17 protein-coding genes are annotated in these 16414 nt (G+C 35.1%); 5 read left to right on the top strand and 12 right to left on the bottom strand.

Annotation, left to right across the window (positions count from 1 at the left end; all coding sequences use genetic code 11):
* Positions 1-15: 15 nt before the first annotated feature.
* The gene (locus MHB55_RS09450; RefSeq protein ID WP_340863085.1) at positions 16-1533 is read right to left on the bottom strand and encodes an amidohydrolase; all 1518 of its coding nucleotides are present in this window, start codon (positions 1531-1533) and stop codon (positions 16-18) included.
* A complete protein-coding gene (locus tag MHB55_RS09445) occupies positions 1533-2099 on the bottom strand; it encodes a DUF1836 domain-containing protein (RefSeq protein ID WP_340863084.1) in 567 nt (188 codons plus the stop codon). The genes MHB55_RS09450 and MHB55_RS09445 overlap by 1 nt, the downstream gene beginning before the upstream one ends.
* A 137-nt stretch (positions 2100-2236) precedes the next feature.
* On the opposite strand from MHB55_RS09445, the gene trhA reads away from it, so the two are divergent.
* Positions 2237-2887, top strand: a complete 651-nt coding sequence (trhA, locus tag MHB55_RS09440) for a PAQR family membrane homeostasis protein TrhA (RefSeq protein WP_144536710.1) — start codon at positions 2237-2239, stop codon at positions 2885-2887.
* A 92-nt stretch (positions 2888-2979) separates the two neighbouring features.
* Here the strand turns inward: trhA and aac(6') are convergent, their stop codons facing one another.
* From aac(6') to MHB55_RS09425, 3 genes are all read right to left on the bottom strand, one after another.
* Positions 2980-3420, bottom strand: coding sequence for an aminoglycoside 6'-N-acetyltransferase (gene aac(6'), locus MHB55_RS09435; RefSeq protein WP_151110048.1), 441 nt, complete (start codon positions 3418-3420; stop codon positions 2980-2982).
* Positions 3421-3443: 23 nt separating this feature from the next.
* Positions 3444-3686, bottom strand: coding sequence for a hypothetical protein (locus MHB55_RS09430; protein ID WP_154310896.1), 243 nt, complete (start codon positions 3684-3686; stop codon positions 3444-3446).
* Positions 3687-3751: 65 nt separating this feature from the next.
* On the bottom strand, positions 3752-4192 hold the full coding sequence (locus MHB55_RS09425) for an OsmC family protein (RefSeq protein ID WP_151110052.1): 441 nt from the start codon (positions 4190-4192) through the stop codon (positions 3752-3754).
* A gap of 82 nt (positions 4193-4274) precedes the next feature.
* Here MHB55_RS09425 and MHB55_RS09420 point away from each other — a divergent pair, with 82 nt between their 5' ends.
* The gene (locus tag MHB55_RS09420) at positions 4275-4649 is read left to right on the top strand and encodes a hypothetical protein (protein WP_144536716.1); all 375 of its coding nucleotides are present in this window, start codon (positions 4275-4277) and stop codon (positions 4647-4649) included.
* A 249-nt stretch (positions 4650-4898) separates the two neighbouring features.
* Here the strand turns inward: MHB55_RS09420 and MHB55_RS09415 are convergent, their stop codons facing one another.
* The 6 genes from MHB55_RS09415 to MHB55_RS09390 all read right to left on the bottom strand — a co-directional run bounded on the left by MHB55_RS09415 (position 4899) and on the right by MHB55_RS09390 (position 11278).
* Positions 4899-6434, bottom strand: a complete 1536-nt coding sequence (locus tag MHB55_RS09415; RefSeq protein WP_340863083.1) for a sensor domain-containing diguanylate cyclase — start codon at positions 6432-6434, stop codon at positions 4899-4901.
* Positions 6435-6690: 256 nt separating this feature from the next.
* Positions 6691-7395: an ABC transporter ATP-binding protein gene (locus MHB55_RS09410; protein ID WP_144536720.1), complete on the bottom strand. Its 705-nt coding sequence runs from the start codon at positions 7393-7395 to the stop codon at positions 6691-6693.
* On the bottom strand, positions 7388-8176 hold the full coding sequence (locus MHB55_RS09405; RefSeq protein WP_340863082.1) for an ABC transporter ATP-binding protein: 789 nt from the start codon (positions 8174-8176) through the stop codon (positions 7388-7390). Before MHB55_RS09405 ends, MHB55_RS09410 begins: the two co-directional genes overlap by 8 nt.
* Positions 8166-9119, bottom strand: coding sequence for a branched-chain amino acid ABC transporter permease (locus MHB55_RS09400; RefSeq protein WP_144536725.1), 954 nt, complete (start codon positions 9117-9119; stop codon positions 8166-8168). Before MHB55_RS09400 ends, MHB55_RS09405 begins: the two co-directional genes overlap by 11 nt.
* 9 nt (positions 9120-9128) lie before the next feature.
* Positions 9129-10001: a branched-chain amino acid ABC transporter permease gene (locus MHB55_RS09395; protein ID WP_144536727.1), complete on the bottom strand. Its 873-nt coding sequence runs from the start codon at positions 9999-10001 to the stop codon at positions 9129-9131.
* A 104-nt stretch (positions 10002-10105) separates the two neighbouring features.
* Positions 10106-11278, bottom strand: a complete 1173-nt coding sequence (locus MHB55_RS09390; RefSeq protein WP_144536729.1) for an ABC transporter substrate-binding protein — start codon at positions 11276-11278, stop codon at positions 10106-10108.
* Positions 11279-11795: 517 nt separating this feature from the next.
* On the opposite strand from MHB55_RS09390, the gene pepF reads away from it, so the two are divergent.
* From pepF to MHB55_RS09375, 3 genes are all read left to right on the top strand, one after another.
* On the top strand, positions 11796-13607 hold the full coding sequence (gene pepF, locus MHB55_RS09385; RefSeq protein WP_340863081.1) for an oligoendopeptidase F: 1812 nt from the start codon (positions 11796-11798) through the stop codon (positions 13605-13607).
* A 240-nt stretch (positions 13608-13847) separates the two neighbouring features.
* Positions 13848-14123, top strand: a complete 276-nt coding sequence (locus MHB55_RS09380) for a hypothetical protein (RefSeq protein ID WP_151110064.1) — start codon at positions 13848-13850, stop codon at positions 14121-14123.
* Between the two features lie 192 nt (positions 14124-14315).
* Complete coding sequence (locus tag MHB55_RS09375) at positions 14316-15593, top strand: MFS transporter (protein WP_340863080.1); 1278 nt, start codon at positions 14316-14318, stop codon at positions 15591-15593.
* Between the two features lie 244 nt (positions 15594-15837).
* Here the strand turns inward: MHB55_RS09375 and MHB55_RS09370 are convergent, their stop codons facing one another.
* A complete protein-coding gene (locus MHB55_RS09370) occupies positions 15838-16398 on the bottom strand; it encodes a sugar O-acetyltransferase (protein ID WP_340863079.1) in 561 nt (186 codons plus the stop codon).
* Between the last annotated feature and the right edge of the window lie 16 nt (positions 16399-16414).

Here is a 16414-nt window from a genome sequence, read left to right as displayed (position 1 = left end):
CTTAGGGTTTTAGTTTCATATTTTTCTTTCGTAAACAATTTTTCCATTCACTACTGTTTGGCTAACAAACACCTGTTGGATATTATCTACGTTAAGTGGTTCATTTAGGATAGTAAAATCAGCATCAAACCCTTGAGCAATTTTCCCTCTCTGAAATTCTTTCCCAATCGCTTTTGCACTACCAGTAGTATATAGGGATAAAGCTTGAAATATGGATATTGACTGACTAGGATTCCATCTATTATTAACAGCTGCATCTATCGCCACAAATGGATCTGCACTCTCTACTGGTGAATCTGATCCTCCTGAGCATTCAAAACCAGCTCTCAACAATGACTTCCAAGCGTAGGCCCATTCCATTCTTTCCTCTCCAAGTCGTTCTTTTACCCAAGGAAAATCAGATGGAACAAATATTGGCTGAATATCTAAAACAATAGGTAACTTGTGCATTCTTTCTATTAAATCAGCTCGAAGAACATTTACGTGAATGAGCCTATCTTTTTTTCCCTTAGGAGCAGGGTATTTTTCAATTTTATCTAATATCAGCTCAGTCGCCTTATCTCCTATTACATGAACAGCAATACATTCATTATGAGCTCGCGCAATTTGGACTAACTGTCCAAGTTTTTCTTCTGTATGAACTGCAACTCCACTTGTGCCACTTTTATCCGAGTAATCTTCAGACAATAATGCAGTACGACCACCTAATGAACCATCTACAAAAATTTTCATCGCACCAAATTCTAGAAATTCATTGGACATCTCTTCTTGCATTTGTTCGAATACTAAATGATGTCTTAATAGATGAACTTTAAATTGATCTTCCACTACTTCGCGATATGCTTTTAAGGGTATTTCGTATGGACCGTAATATGACATATCTTCCGTGTGGACACCTGTGAACCCTTTCTTATGTAAGTCCTCAATACTTAAACGAATTACTTTTGCTAAATATTCTGAGGTGACTGGGGGTATGTAGGACGTTATCAGCTGCTGAGCCTCATCAAAAAAAAGCCCGTTTAATCTACCGTCTTCATCCTTCCCTATCCTCCCACCTATTGGACTAGGTGTATCTTCCGTTATTCCTGCTATCTCCATGGCCCTAGAATTCGCCACAAGGACATGGCGGCATATTCTCTTTAAAACGATCGGACTTTCTTGAATTACATCTAAATCATTCTTATTGAGGAATCTTCCATCTATTAACTGATTATCGTTCCATCCCTCTGTTATGTACCATTGACCAGGAGTGACTTTTTTACATACTTCAGCCATTATTTTCTCTATAGATGTAAAGGAAGAAAGGTCGAGATAAGACAGCTTCTCCCCATGTCCAATTAAATGAATATGACTATCCACAAAACCAGGATACATGGCTGCACCTTCAAGGGAAATAATCTTGTCCGCATGAGGAAGAAGCTCTTCTTTACTTCCTCTTTGAATAATTTTACCTTCTTCGATTAATACCGCTTCTACCATAGAATCTTCTGATTGCATTGTAAAAATACTTCCATTTGTCCAAAGAGTTTTCATTATTTTTTCTCCTTTTCTTTTGGAATAAGCTCATCAACGAGCAATTCTGCTGCCCTTCTATAGAGATTGCTCATGTTCGCTAAAGAGGAGATTAACAATAGCTTTTGCATTTCTTCCTCACCCTCTATTTTTTTTGTTTCCTTATCCAATACTTGAATTTCTTCTTTAAAGACAAGTTTATTATTTTGCTGAAGGGAAATAAAGTTATCATAAAAATCATTTAAAGTGAAGTCCCTTGAGTTCATTATTTCTTTTAAAGGGGATAACGTTTCTTTCACATCATTTATAGATAGGGATCCTTTTAAATGATAAATGAGATTAATCAACATAATATGCTGCTTAGAGTATTTTTTATTTTTAATTGGAACGAAAAGCTTGCCCTTCGCGTAATTGTTTATCATTGTTTTTGTTAATACCTTATCTTCAGCATTTCTAATGGTGGACCCATATTTTGCATCAAAAAGCTGTATAACCTGGTCCATATATAAGTCTATTTCTGGTATGTCATCTTCTTTAATCGCGGTATCCAACGCCAAACGTTCGATCAAGCTATTTATATCATTCATAAATAAACCCCCTCGTAATACTTTAAAAATATAGTAACTTAAAACTCATTAAAGGTAAACCTTGACTACTAATAATTATAGTTATATCATTATATGTAGTTATTAAAACTACTTAATGAGATGGAGGTATTTACTTCGTGCTAAAAAATTATATAAGAGAGCCATTCAATTCATTATCACACCTATTGGGAGCTGTTTTAGGTTTAATAGGGCTCACTCTCATGATTATGAAGGGAATCTCACAAAATACTACTAATCTTACATTAACGGCACTTTCTATTTTTGGTGTTAGTATGATTTTACTGTATATGGCTTCTGCTACTTACCACGCAGTTTTAGCTAAAGATCGTGTTATCCAGTATTTACGTCGGTTAGACCATTCTATGATTTATCTACTGATTGCTGGTACATATGCTCCATTTTGTCTTATAACATTAAAAGGTTCTACAGGTTATGTATTGTTTAGTTTGATAACTCTTTTAGCTATCTCAGGAATATTATTTAAGATGGTTTGGTTTGAATGTCCAAGATGGGTTTCTACGGCACTTTACATAGGAATGGGATGGATAATTATTTTCCTTGCTCCTGCCCTTTCAGAAAGTCTAGGTACTCAAGGTCTACTATATTTAATTGCAGGAGGCATATTCTACACTATAGGTGGTATAATTTATGGGCTAAAGCCTAATCTTCCTTTTATTAAAAAGCTAGGTTTCCACGAAATATTTCACATTTTTATATTGCTAGGCACTTTTTCCCACTTCATATGCGTGTATGTATACGTATTATAAAAAGTTTTAGAATAATAATGAGGGCGTCCAATTACTTAATGGACACCCTTTTATTATTTAATGTAAACTCACTTTGCGTTGGAGCAAGTGTGTTACTTCAGCTTTTTAGCAAAAGCAATAATACGATTAACCTCATTAAACCCTAATTTTAAATGAACTGCTAAGCTTTCTTCATTGTCCAGTTCGCAGTCACTAGCAAATTCTTCACAGCCTTTTGTAATCGACCACTGTTCGCATTTTTCGACCAGCTGCCTTGCAATACCTGTATTCCTGAATTCCTCCAGTACAAAAAGTCCTTCTAAATAGCCTACAGGTGTTGTACTTGTCCCCTCCACATAGTCTTTTCGTATTTGGCACTGTGCAAATCCAATTGGACCTCCTGATGGTTCATAGGCAAGAAAAACAACGGCGTCACCGCTCGTAATTAGTTGTTCCATTTCTTCTAGAAATTCTTCTTTATTATGCCCTGGCCATAATAGTGAAGCTAGAGTTGCCACATCGAGAGCATCTTTTGTTTCAGCTCGTTTAATCATAAAAAAGCACCTTTCCTAGAAAGCTAGAATTCTTTTTTAGTTAAAGTAAAATCTATATTTGATGGTGGAGACTGTAATCTCATTGTTTCAAGTTCGATTCTCATCTTTTCTGTTTCCATAATAAAATTTTCTTGTCTAAGCTTTTCTAACTCTAAGGCATCTTTAACTGCTCCAGCTTTTATGCGTGCTTTTTCTTCTAAATGATCAGTTACAGACTTAATAACTGGAACTAAAAAAATAAGCGCCGGTATTATAATCCATTCCACTGCATTCACCCTTCCCTAGTATTACCTGATTAGAATATACATTAAAGCAATTAGGAAATAAATAACTAATTAACAATATTTACGGAAAATTCTAATTCTATATCTACATTTCCTCGCAAAGCCTTACTAATCATACAGTTTTCCTCTGCCTTGATGGCTAGCTTTTCTGTCTTAGCTATGTCTTTTGCATTTTTAAGTAAGATACTTGGTCGATGAATAATTTTTTTATATGTGAATACACCTTTCGTAACATCAACAATCGCAGTGGACTGCATTTCTAAACTTTCTTTTTCTATTTTACTCCGTTCCATCATCGCTGCTAGTGTGATGATATAGCAGGTAGCAGCAGCTCCCAGGAGCATTTCATCTGGATTAGTTCCTACACCAGGTCCATCCATCTCTTTTGGTATAGAAATATTAGTTTGTAAATTTCCAGAACTAATATCTCCAACGTCATTTCTATTCCCTGGCCAATTTGCTTTCAAGTGAAAAATGTGTTCAGTCATAATTTTCATCAAACCTTTCAAATGGATGTATTGGAAATTTCATTGATTTCCTATATTATTGAAGAGAAGGTAGGCGTTTAGATTGCTTAAAAATTACGGAAAAATTGCTGGTTTTATCATCGTTGCTTCTCTTTTTCTACTCATTCTTGGAGTAAGATACGTGTTAGGTCAAGATCTAGTTGTTATGAACTTTATTGCATTTGCAGCTTTTTCAATTGTAACTGGAGTCATAGCAGGAGCTATGCTTTTTTACAATCTTCATAAAGCATTTTATTTATTTACGTTTGGGTTAGCAATAGGTTTCATTGATCTTTTCCGCTCTTTTATCATTAATACCGGAGGTAATGGAGACCTACTCGGAATTCTTTCTCTCTTTATCTTCACTGCATTTGGATTAGTATTAGGAATGATTGTTGAGGCAATATTTTACCTCATTAAAAAAACAAACAATCAATAAAAGAGGCTAGAACAAAATCCATCTTAGAATTTAAAAAAACCTAGAAATTTTACCATTCGTAAAATTTTCAGGTTTTTTTATCTACTTTATAGCAGTTCTTCTCCGCTAGCAGTCACAACAGAAGTAGGTACGGGAGTAGCCATCCCTGCATTTTCAAAATAAAATAAAAAAGTGAAATGGAAGTCTCAATTTCACTTTTGCATGGCATGAGACTACTTAAATTCTCATGATTCTTTATTTTTCTATTGATCAGTTTGATTTCATAGTATTATTTCGTCCATTTGACTTCGCTTTATAAAGCGCGCGATCAATTCGTTCTATAAATGAAGTAATTGGCTCATTGAAATCTACGTATTCTCCTACACCTGCAGAAATTGTGATGAGCTTTCTTGTAGGTGGCAAAGTTGTTTCGATGTCTTTTCTCAGTATTTCTGCGAGTCTGTAGGCCTCATCTAAATGAGTATTTGGGAAAACGATTGCAAATTCCTCTCCACCTAAACGGATGCAAAAGTCATTATCACTGGCAACGAGATTCATTCGAGAAGCTAAAAACTGAAGGACTTCATCACCCGAGTTATGCCCAAATTCGTCATTAACTTTTTTAAAGAAATCAATATCTACCATTAACATGGAAAAATATTGTTTTTCCTCTTTTAGATTACTATATAAATATTCAGCGAACCTTCTATTCTTTAGACCTGTCAAGGGATCTGTTAAGGATTGCATTTTAAAGTCTGCTACTGTTTCCTCCTGATGCCTGCGATATTCTTCCACCGTTTCGGTCAGCTGTTTCGCTTCAAAATACCATGTAGGAATTCTTAACTCTTTCTTATTAAATTCCTTATTCATAGTATACATAGCCAGCTTCTGCAAAGGAAATGCGAGCTTATTAGAAATAATAAAAGCTACTACTAAAAACAAAGCAACAAAAGGAAGTGCATATAAAAATATCTTCAAGATAATCCCAATTAGAGGCTCCAAGCTAGACTGATATGGAGTCTGTGAAACAACTCCCCAGTTACTTGCTTCTATAAAAGAGTAACCAGCTAAGTAAAGATCACCTTTCGTGTTCTCAGTTAAGCTAGAACCACTATTACCCTTTATAAGTTTCTCCACTACTTCATTACTTTTTACAACTTCGCCTATTCGTTCTTCATCAGGATGATAAATAAGTGTACCTGAATGGTCTACTACATAAACATAGGATCCATCCTTGGAGTAATGCTCGGCCAATATATTTCTTATAAAATTATCCTCTTCCAAATATATCGTTCCGTTAAGCATGCCTAAGTATTCAGTTTGTTCATTAAAAAGCGGAGTAGATACAAGGATTAATAATCTCCCAGTCGACGCCATATATGGTTTTGTAATAATATTCTCTTTTTTATCTAACGCTTCCCTAACACCTTCTGATTCAATAATATTACCGGCAATCCCAACGTTAGGTGAAGTCGCTATAGCTAGACCATTTTTGTCTATAACAGAAACTGAATTAAAATTTCTGCTTGTGACAATTAGCTGGTCAAGAACTACTGTTAACTCCTCTGGCTGATCCAGTAACTTTATTATATCTGCTTTTCTTCCCTCTAAATTCAATTGCATAGAGGCAAATAGCTCCTCAGACATTTGAGCAAGCTTTTTTGAATAGACTTGATTATGCTCTAATGAGTTCTCAATTAGGCTGTTTTTAGTCACTAAATAGCTCGAAAAAAGAGAACTAGTAAGTATGCCAATTATAGTAAACGAAATTAATGTTAAAATCCAAAAACGTAACGTTTTTATCATACTTCCTCCAAAATTATACAATATTAATATCACATTTTCTGATTATAGCACTATTAGTATAGTAAAAACTATAGTAAATTGGTAGTTTTGCTATAAAATTATAATTTAAGAGAAAGATTCATTAAAAAAAACAAAAAGAGGATACCAAATGACAATTGTCATTCATATCCTCTTAATCGATTGTAATTATTTCTGATTAATTAATATTTTGTTTTAATTAAATCCTTAATTTTAATAAATAAAATTCATTACCCAATTATCCACCTAAATATGCGAGCTTAACTTCTTCACTTGATTGAAGCGCAGCTGATGGACCAGAAAGTACTACTTTCCCTGTTTCAATTACATAGCCTCTGTTAGCTACAGAGAGAGCCATATGGGCATTTTGTTCAACAAGCAGGACAGTTGCTCCATCATTATTTATTTCTTCTATAACTTTGAATATTGTTTGCACCATAAGCGGCGCTAAACCCATGGAAGGTTCATCTAATAAGACAAGTTTAGGCTTTGCCATGATTGCTCGACCGATAGCAAGCATTTGCTGCTCACCACCAGACAACGTACCAGAAAGTTGTTTTTTCCTTTCTAATAGCCTAGGGAACGTTTCGTAAACTTTGTTTAAATCCGAAGAAATTCCAGCTTTGTCTTTACGTAGAAATGCTCCTAGCTCTAGATTCTCCTCCACAGTAAGATTGGAAAAAACTCTTCGACCCTCAGGTACATGAGAAATACCAGATTTCACTATAGTTTGAGCTGCTTTCCCGGAAATTGATTTACCTAAAAACTCTATTTTCCCTTTCTTTGGCTTTAACAATCCTGATAAGGTTTTAAGCAATGTGCTTTTCCCTGCTCCATTTGCCCCTATTAACGTAACTATTTCGCCTTCATTCACTTCAATCGTTACATTATGTAGCGCCTGTATATTTCCATAAAATACATCTATATTTTCTACTTTAAGCATGGATGCCCGGAACCTCCTCTCCTAAATAAGCTTCAATAACTTTAGGATGGTTTCTTATTTCCTTTGGAGTTCCTTCTGCTAAAAGCTGTCCATGATCTAACACATATATCCTCTCACAGACACCCATCACCAAATTCATATCATGTTCAATCAATAAAATGGTCAGGTCAAATTTTTCTCGGATAAATCCTATTAAGTCCATTAGATCCTTAGTTTCTTGAGGATTCATACCTGCTGCTGGCTCATCTAATAAAAGCAGCTTTGGACCTGCCGCCAATGCTCTAGCAACCTCAAGTCTTCTCTGTTGACCATAAGGAAGGTTTTTTGCAAGCTCATCTTTATACTTATCTAATTTAAAAATCTTCAGAAATTCGATTGATTTTTCTTCCATCTCTTGCTCACCTTTAAAATGAGAAGGAAGTCTTAAAATTGAGCTAATCATCGAATGTGTTGCTAAAGAATGATAAGCAACTTTAACATTTTCTAAGACAGTCAATTCATTAAACAGACGAATATTTTGAAAGGTTCTGCTGATCCCTTTTCTAGTTACCTTGAACGGGGGCAATCCATTGATACGCTCTCCATTAAACACAATATCACCTGTTGTAGGTGCATAAACGCCAGTCAACAGATTAAAGCTCGTTGTCTTACCAGCTCCGTTAGGTCCGATTAATCCTACAAGTTCACCTTGTTTTAAAACTATATTTAAATTTTGGACAGCTTTTAGACCACCAAACTGTATCCCTACGTTTAGAACCTCTAGTAAAGGCTTATTTACCATATTGACTGCCCCCTTTCGGTGCTCTCCAGCTTTTAAAGTAATCCGTAATTTCCATAGTTCCCATCAAACCTTTAGGTCTATATAACATAACGATGATCAATACTAGACTATAAATAATCATTCGCGTTTCAGGATAACCTTGCAAGTAAGTTGATACAACCGTCAAAAGAATTGCTGATAAAACAGCTCCTGATAGGCTGCCCAACCCTCCTAAAACAACGAGGATTAATATATCAAATGATTTTAAAAATCCAAATTGACTTGGTTGTATAATATAAAAATTATGAGAGTATAGCGCCCCTGCCACTCCAGCAAAAAAGGAGCCAATAGCAAATGCTGCTACCTTGTAATACGTAGTATTAATCCCCATAGCATCAGCTGCAACTTCATTCTCTCTTACAGAGATAGAAGCTATACCATGGCGTGAATTGGTGAAGTTAACTATAACTATAATTGTTATGGCTAAACAAATAAATGTATAGGTCCATGTTGTCATATGCTCAACCTGCATGCCTGAAGCCCCACCGACATAGTCGATATTCAAAAAAATAATACGAATGATTTCAGCAAAGCCAAGAGTGGCTATCGCTAAATAATCTCCCTTTAGCCGTAGACTAGGAATACCTACCACTAAACCGGCCAATGCTGCAACAATTCCCCCTACAATAATCGCTAAAAAGAATGGCAGTCCCAGCTTCATCGTTACAATAGCAGATATATAGGCACCAACAGCCAAGAATCCAGCATGACCTATAGAAAACTGCCCTGTAATACCAATAATCAGATGGAGGCTTACAGCTAAAATAATATTAATTGATATGAGTATAATCGTATTGCTATAGTATTGATCTAACATTCCATTCATAATAAGAAACTGTATAACGGCATATACAACTATTCCCAAAGCAATAAATAGCCAAAATTGTTTAGAAGTTTTCTTCATTTAATACACCTACACTTTCTCTCGTGCATTTTTGCCGAAAATACCTGATGGTCTAAAGATGAGTATTAATATTAGAATGACAAATGCTGCAGCATCTCTCCACAAAGAAAATCCTACTGCACTGACAACAGATTCAATCACTCCTAAAAGAAGTCCCCCTACCATTGCTCCTGGAATGATTCCAATACCTCCTAGAACCGCTGCAATAAATGCTTTTACTCCTGGAATAACTCCCATTAGTGGATCAATCTTTGTATAATACACTCCGAAAATAACTCCAGCAGCACCTGCTAAAGCTGAACCAATAGCAAAAGTTGCAGAGATTGTGTTGTCTACGTTGATGCCCATTAATTTTGCTGCCTCTGTATCATGAGAAACAGCTCTCATTGCCTTCCCTGTTTTAGTTTTATGTACAATAAATTGTAGAATAATCATTAACACAACAGAAACAGAGAGGATTAAAATTGATTGCATGCTTATTTGAACACCATAAAGTTCAAAGGTTTTCTTAAAGAAGTCTGGATACGCTTCAGATTGAGCGCCCCTAATATAAATCACTCCATACTCGATTAATAAGGAAACCCCTATAGCAGTAATAAGCGCAGCTATACGCGTAGCGTTTCTTAGTCGTTTGTAGGCAATTCTTTCTATAATCACACCAAATAGTGCACAAGCTGTCATTGAAATAATAAGTGCTGGGAAAAAACCTAATCCAAATACTGTAATAGAATAAAAACCAATAAAAGAACCTACCATGAACACGTCACCATGCGCAAAATTTATTAACTTGATAATTCCATATACCATCGTATATCCAAGGGCGATTAAGGCATATATACTTCCGAGTGAAATACCATTAATCAACTGCTGAATCCATTCCATGTAGTTCCACTCCCTTATATGTTAGTACTGTACAAGTCTAAACCCACTTTCATAAAGTAACAGAAAAGGAGGGAATGAATCCCTCCATTATTAGTAACAATATTTTAAGGATTTACCTTTGTATTAAAGACTTGTTTTCCATCTACAAACTCAATAATTGTTGCTGATTTCACTGGGTGATGATTTTCATCCATGGAGTATAGTCCCGTTACTAAATCCAGATTATCAGTTGCTTCTAATGCTTCTTTAATTTTTTCACCATCGGTTGAGTCTGCTCTTTCAATTGCATCCTTTAATAAGTAAACAGTGTCATAGCCTAGAGCATGGAACGAGTTAGGAGCTTCACCGTACTTTTCATTAAACTTATCTGAGAATGATTTTGCTTTTCCATCTGGGTCTTCTGAAGAGTAAGCAGTAATGATAAACGTGTTATTTAAAGCATCAGCCCCAGCTAAATCAACGATTGTTGGTGAATCCCATCCGTCAGCACCCATTAACGGAACCGTAATTCCCATTTCACGAGCTTGCTTAACGATTAGACCAACTTCTTCATAATATCCAGGAATAAAAATGAAATCTGGGTTACTAGATTTGATACTGGTTAAGGTAGATCGGTAGTCAGAATCTTTTGCTGCGTAAAATTCCTCCGCTACAATTTTACCGCCAGCCGCTTCAAAATCCTTTTTAAAGGATGCTGCTAAGCCTTTCGCATAATCACTTCCGTTGTCCGCGTAAATTGCAACATTTTTAACCTTTAATTCATTGGCAGCAAAGTTTGCTGCCACAGTTCCTTGGAAGGGATCAATGAATGCTGTGCGGAAAGCATATTCATTAACTTTCCCATCATCATTTACTGTTACAGTAGTGCTAGTTCCTGATGGTGAGATTAGCGGCACCTTGTTTTTCCCGGCAACTTCTACTTGTGCTACAGAGTTACCACTAGTTGCTGCGCCTATGATTGCTACTACCTTATCTTTGGTAATTAGCTTAATAGCTCCATTGGTTGCTTCACCTGCATCTGATTTATTGTCGACTTTTACAAGTTCAATTTTCTTACCATCAATTCCACCGTCTTCATTAATTTCATCCACAGCCAAGTCAATAGCCTTGTCTTCAGATTGGCCATAAGATGCTGTGCCACCAGAAAGTTCCAAGTTAATACCAATTTTCACTGTATCCCCACCGTCACCCTGACCGCCTTCACTAGAGCATCCTGTCAAAACCCCTATTAAAAGGGATGAGGCAAGGAACAATGAAGCAAATTTTGATTTTTTCATAAAAAATATACCCCCTTATAATGTTTGAAAATTTTGAAATCTTAAAGCGTACTATCCTCTCTTTTTAATAGCAACTTATTCCAAAATTAACATTTCTTTAATACAATTACATTGTAAAACAAAGTAATGATTCAGTCTACAGAAATTTGACTAATTAGAATTTTTATAATTTTTGATATACTATTGTTATCGTATTAATAATATTATGTATAAAAGTTTTACCGAATCTATAGATGATGATGGACATCCCTCCCTGCTTAAACACTACATGTATAAGAATAACGAAATTATTTTTGTACTGCGTCCGTAAGTTCCAACAAGAGGAGAACAAAGTTACAAACAACTTCTGAACTGAGTTGATGCTTATCGCTCGCCTCCTTAAAAATACAGTACATTAAACTTGATTGTTATATTAATCAATTGAATTAATTGAAAATAATAAAAATAATTACTTTTCTACCTTTTTCCGCTATAATTATTTATAGTTCGAAAACCGTAATATTAAGGAGAGATGAAAATGGTGCAAAGCTTACCAAAAAGATCAGACGTGAAAGTAGAAGAAACATGGAATTTAAAAGATTTATATGCTACGGAAGAGGATTACAATAATACTTTAGAGGAAATAGAAAAAAGCGTCCCTATGTTTGCCGAGAAATTTAAAGGCAAAATAGATAGCGCTAAAGCAATCGTGGACGCTTTAAGCGAATACAAGACTCTTTTTGAGAAGTTCAATTTATTAGGAAGTTACGCAAGACTAGCTATAACCGTGGATCAAACAAATACTGAATCACAAATGAGAGCTGGTAAATTTGGTTCTTTAGCAGGAAAAGTTGCAAGCCAAACTTCATTTGTTGATAGTGAACTTTTAGAATTACCAAAAGAACTAATAGAAGACGCTATAAAACTAAATTCCGAGTACGAGAATTATTTAGTTAAATTACTTGAAAAGAAAAAATATACTCTACATCCTGAGGTTGAAAAGGTTTTAGCTGCCTACTCCCCTACCTTTGATGCACCTTATAACTTATACGAAACTACTAAGCTATTAGATATTGCCTTTCCAAATTTCGAAGTAAACGGGAAACAATATCCATTAAGCTACGTTTCCTTTGAAAATGATTGGGAAGCTGAAACTGATACGGTTCTTCGTAGAACAGCATTTGAAGCTTTCTCTTCAAAGCTTAAGGAATATCAGCACACAACTGCAAAAACATATGATATTCAACTACAACAAGAAAAAACGACAGCAGACTTACGAGGATATGACTCAGTATTTGAATACTTACTTTCTGACCAAGACGTAGATATTTCTCTATATAACCGTCAAATTGATTTGATCACAAAAGAGCTAGCACCACATATGAGAAAATACGCGAAATTGCTTCAAAAGATACATGGACTTGATAAGATGACGTTCGCTGATTTAAAGATTGCTCTTGATCCAAACTATGAACCAACAATTACAATAGAAGAATCAAAAAAATATATCAAAAATTCTCTATCTGTTATGGGTGACGAGTATCTTGAAATGGTTGATCGTTCTTACAAAGAACGCTGGGTAGACTTCGCTCAAAATGAAGGAAAATCAACTGGGGCCTTCTGTTCTAGTCCTTATGGTAGCCATCCATATATTTTAATATCCTGGTCAAGTCGCATGAATGAGGTTTTTGTATTAGCACATGAGCTTGGTCATGCTGGTCATTTCTATTTTGCACACCAAGAACAAAATCTATTTAATTCTCGTCCATCTTTATATTTTATAGAAGCACCTTCTACCATGAACGAAATGTTAGTTGCTAACCACCTTTTAAAAAATTCAGATGACCCTAAATTTAAACGCTGGGTAATTTCATCTATAGTGGCTAGAACTTATTATCATAATTTTGTTACTCATTTATTGGAAGCAGCTTACCAACGTAAAGTTTATGAGCGAGTGGATCAAGGTCAAAATGTAAATGCTGAAATATTAAATGCTTATAAGCGCGAAGTATTAGAAGATTTCTGGGGAGATGCAGTGGAAATAACAGATGGAGCAGAGCTTACATGGATGCGTCAGCCTCATTATTATATGGGCTTATACCCATATACGTATAGTGCAGGATTAACTATCTCTACACAGGTAGCTAAGCGTATATTAAATGAAGGCCAAACCGCCGTAGATGAATGGGTAGAAGTTTTAAAAGCTGGTGGCACTAAAACGCCAGTAGAATTAGCAAAAATGGCTGGTGTTGATATCACTACAGATGAGCCACTTAAAGACACTATTGCATACATTGGTTCACTGATTGATGAACTTGAAATCTTAACAGAGACAATTGAAAACAAATAAAGAAAGAAAGAAGCTATCATAATGTATATTATGATAGCTTCTTTTACTTCGAGCTTTTATATTAGACTGAATACAACTTGTGCAAAGTGGAGCTAACTCGTGACTTTCTTCTAAATCTATAAAGACTCCAATGGGAAAAAGTAATATACTTAGAGTACGACTTGAAATTAGTGAACTTGTTACTATATAAAGAATATAAAATTAGAATGCGATAAATTGCCTTCTTACAAAGGAGTTAATATGAAAAACAATGTGATAGAGCAGTACGAACAGGATGAAAATATAATGATTCAATTGTATGCCCAATGGTGTATCAATCATGACTTAGACCCTTTTGCATTATATCAAACAGCATATCCAGATCAAAAAACAAACGACGCTTTAGCAAGTGCAATAGAAGAAACGGAAAAAAATGCATTAGAAGTAGATACCGAGACTGTTATACAAGTATTGCAGCTTTTTGGAAATGACCACCTAGCTTTTGTTGTATCTGAAATTGCTTCAAAACTAAAATAAACCTCCTTCTATAGGGCATCTCAAGCCCCTTCCTCTTTTTTCCCGTAAATATTCACAACTCTTTCTCTAATCTCTTAAGCTTCTTATTACTATCTAATAGAACGTAAAAGATATGTAATATTTCAGTTTTTTTACATAGTTTGTTATAAATCATGTACAATATTATCAGACAGAAAGGGGGAATCATTATATATGAAAAAGTTTACAAAGGAAGAAAATAGTTGGGCTCTTTATGATTGGGGAAGCTCTGCATATTCTATAATAATTACAACTGCTATTTTCCCTATTTTTTACAAAGGATCGGCAACAGCTGCCGGCGTAGATACGAATGATTCTACAGTTTATCTCAGTTACACTATTGCCATTTTTACATTTATATTAGCAATGATAGGGCCAATCCTTGGAACCATCGCCGATTATAAAGGATATAAAAAGAAATTTTTCTTTTTCTTTTTCTTTTTAGGAGTAGCTGCTACTGCTTTACTAGCTTTCATCCCTTATGATAAATGGTATCTATTTTTGATATGCTATACTTTTGCAGCTCTTGGTGCAACTGGTGCGAATGTTTTCTATGATGGCTTTATTATTGACGTTACAACAAATGAACGAATGTCTCGTGTTTCCTCGAGAGGATACGGACTAGGGTATATTGGTAGTGCGATTCCTTTTTTAATTAGTATGGTTATTATTTTGTTGGCTGGGGCAGAAAAAATCCCTCTATCTGAAATAAACGCAAGCCGCATTGCATTTCTGATTACAGCCGCTTGGTGGATTATTTTTGCTATTCCGATGTTTAGAAATGTAAAACAAATTCATTATATTGAGCGTGAAAAAAATCCTGTCGCTCAAAGCTTTAAAAGACTTGGAAAAACTATAAAAGAAATACGTCAGTATCGAGCTTTATTTCTATTTTTAATAGCCTATTTCTTCTATATTGATGGTGTAGGAACTATTATCGCAATGTCTACTGCCTATGGCACTGACTTGGGCTTACAGGCTACGGATTTAATCATCGTCTTATTTGTTACACAGGTTGTAGCTGCCCCTTTTGCAATTTTATATGGTAAACTAGCTGCAAGATTTTCAGAAAAGAAAATGCTATATGTCGGAATTTTTGTTTATATAATTGTATGTACTTATGCATTTTTCTTAGAAACTATTGCAGATTTCTGGATTTTAGCAATGCTCGTAGCAACTTCTCAGGGTGGAATACAAGCATTAAGTAGATCGTACTTCGGCAAACTTATACCGAAGGAAAATTCAAATGAGTTTTTCGGTTTCTATAATATTTTTGGTAAATTTGCTTCCATAATGGGCCCACTTTTAATTGGTCTAACTACACAAATTACAGGCAATTCATCTTATGGTGTGTTTAGTTTAATCATTTTGTTTATTGTTGGAATAATAGTGTTGATTAGAGTACCTGAACCAGATAAAGCACCAAAGCCAGTGCCAGTTGATGCTGTCTAATTTTTATTTAGTGGTGATTATTCGCTAAGGACTATGGAGGGAAAAGGGAACCTTCTCTAAGACAGTGCTTTCTCAGCAAAAAAAGGCTCGTCTGTGAGGGTAACTATTTAGATACATGCAAGAAAGTCGATCGGACAACATTCTTGCATGTAGCTATTTTCTTGCCTCAGGATAGTTTATAATTTTTAAACAGTTAAATGTAAGTATCATAAGTGAGATTTAAACTTACACCTGACCTATTCCTCTACACTTCAATTTCTTTAATTATTTTTGCTGGATTTCCACCTACAACCACATTTGCGGGCACATTTTTTATCACGACTGCTCCTGAAGCAATGATAGCATTATCTCCTATACAAACACCTGGATTTATAACTGCGTTACCACCAATCCACACATTGTTCCCAATTATTATAGGCTTTGCGTATTCCTTTCCTGAATTACGCTCCATGGGGGTAATTGGGTGTGTAGCTGTGTATATTTGCACGCTAGGTCCAAGCATGCAGTTATCTCCAAAGCGAACTTCACAAACATCTAAAATGGTACAGTCAAAATTTGCAAAAAAGTTTTCACCAACATATGTATTATAGCCATAATCAAATCTGATATTTGGTTCCATATAGACTAATTCTCCAGTTGAACCTAATAAATCTTTTAATAATTCAACGCGTTTTTGTCCCTCACTTTCCAATGTCTGATTGTAAATCCTTACTTTTCGTCTAGCATTTTCTCGTTCCAATACTAATTCAGGGTCAGCGGGATTATACATTTCACCGCACAGCATTTTTTCTTTTTCAGGTTTCATTTTTTATCCTCTTTTC

Origin of the sequence: Psychrobacillus sp. FSL K6-1267, assembly GCF_038003265.1 — a bacterium.
In the GTDB taxonomy this organism is placed as follows: Bacteria; Bacillota; Bacilli; order Bacillales_A; family Planococcaceae; genus Psychrobacillus; species Psychrobacillus faecigallinarum.
Note: the sequence above shows the minus strand (reverse complement) of the source record. Positions and strands in the feature narration are given on the sequence as shown.

What these genes read in the sequence shown, in the direction of transcription:
- MHB55_RS09450 (WP_340863085.1), bottom strand. Translation starts at nt 1,533, where the DNA reads ATGAAAACTCTTTGGACAAATGGAAGTATTTTTACAATGCAATCAGAA.
- MHB55_RS09445 (WP_340863084.1), bottom strand. Translation starts at nt 2,099, where the DNA reads ATGAATGATATAAATAGCTTGATCGAACGTTTGGCGTTGGATACCGCG.
- MHB55_RS09425 (WP_151110052.1), bottom strand. Translation starts at nt 4,192, where the DNA reads ATGACTGAACACATTTTTCACTTGAAAGCAAATTGGCCAGGGAATAGA.
- MHB55_RS09415 (WP_340863083.1), bottom strand. Translation starts at nt 6,434, where the DNA reads ATGATAAAAACGTTACGTTTTTGGATTTTAACATTAATTTCGTTTACT.
- MHB55_RS09410 (WP_144536720.1), bottom strand. Translation starts at nt 7,395, where the DNA reads ATGCTTAAAGTAGAAAATATAGATGTATTTTATGGAAATATACAGGCG.
- MHB55_RS09405 (WP_340863082.1), bottom strand. Translation starts at nt 8,176, where the DNA reads ATGGTAAATAAGCCTTTACTAGAGGTTCTAAACGTAGGGATACAGTTT.
- MHB55_RS09400 (WP_144536725.1), bottom strand. Translation starts at nt 9,119, where the DNA reads ATGAAGAAAACTTCTAAACAATTTTGGCTATTTATTGCTTTGGGAATA.
- MHB55_RS09395 (WP_144536727.1), bottom strand. Translation starts at nt 10,001, where the DNA reads ATGGAATGGATTCAGCAGTTGATTAATGGTATTTCACTCGGAAGTATA.
- MHB55_RS09390 (WP_144536729.1), bottom strand. Translation starts at nt 11,278, where the DNA reads ATGAAAAAATCAAAATTTGCTTCATTGTTCCTTGCCTCATCCCTTTTA.
- pepF (WP_340863081.1), top strand. Translation starts at nt 11,796, where the DNA reads ATGGTGCAAAGCTTACCAAAAAGATCAGACGTGAAAGTAGAAGAAACA.
- MHB55_RS09380 (WP_151110064.1), top strand. Translation starts at nt 13,848, where the DNA reads ATGAAAAACAATGTGATAGAGCAGTACGAACAGGATGAAAATATAATG.
- MHB55_RS09375 (WP_340863080.1), top strand. Translation starts at nt 14,316, where the DNA reads ATGAAAAAGTTTACAAAGGAAGAAAATAGTTGGGCTCTTTATGATTGG.
- MHB55_RS09370 (WP_340863079.1), bottom strand. Translation starts at nt 16,398, where the DNA reads ATGAAACCTGAAAAAGAAAAAATGCTGTGCGGTGAAATGTATAATCCC.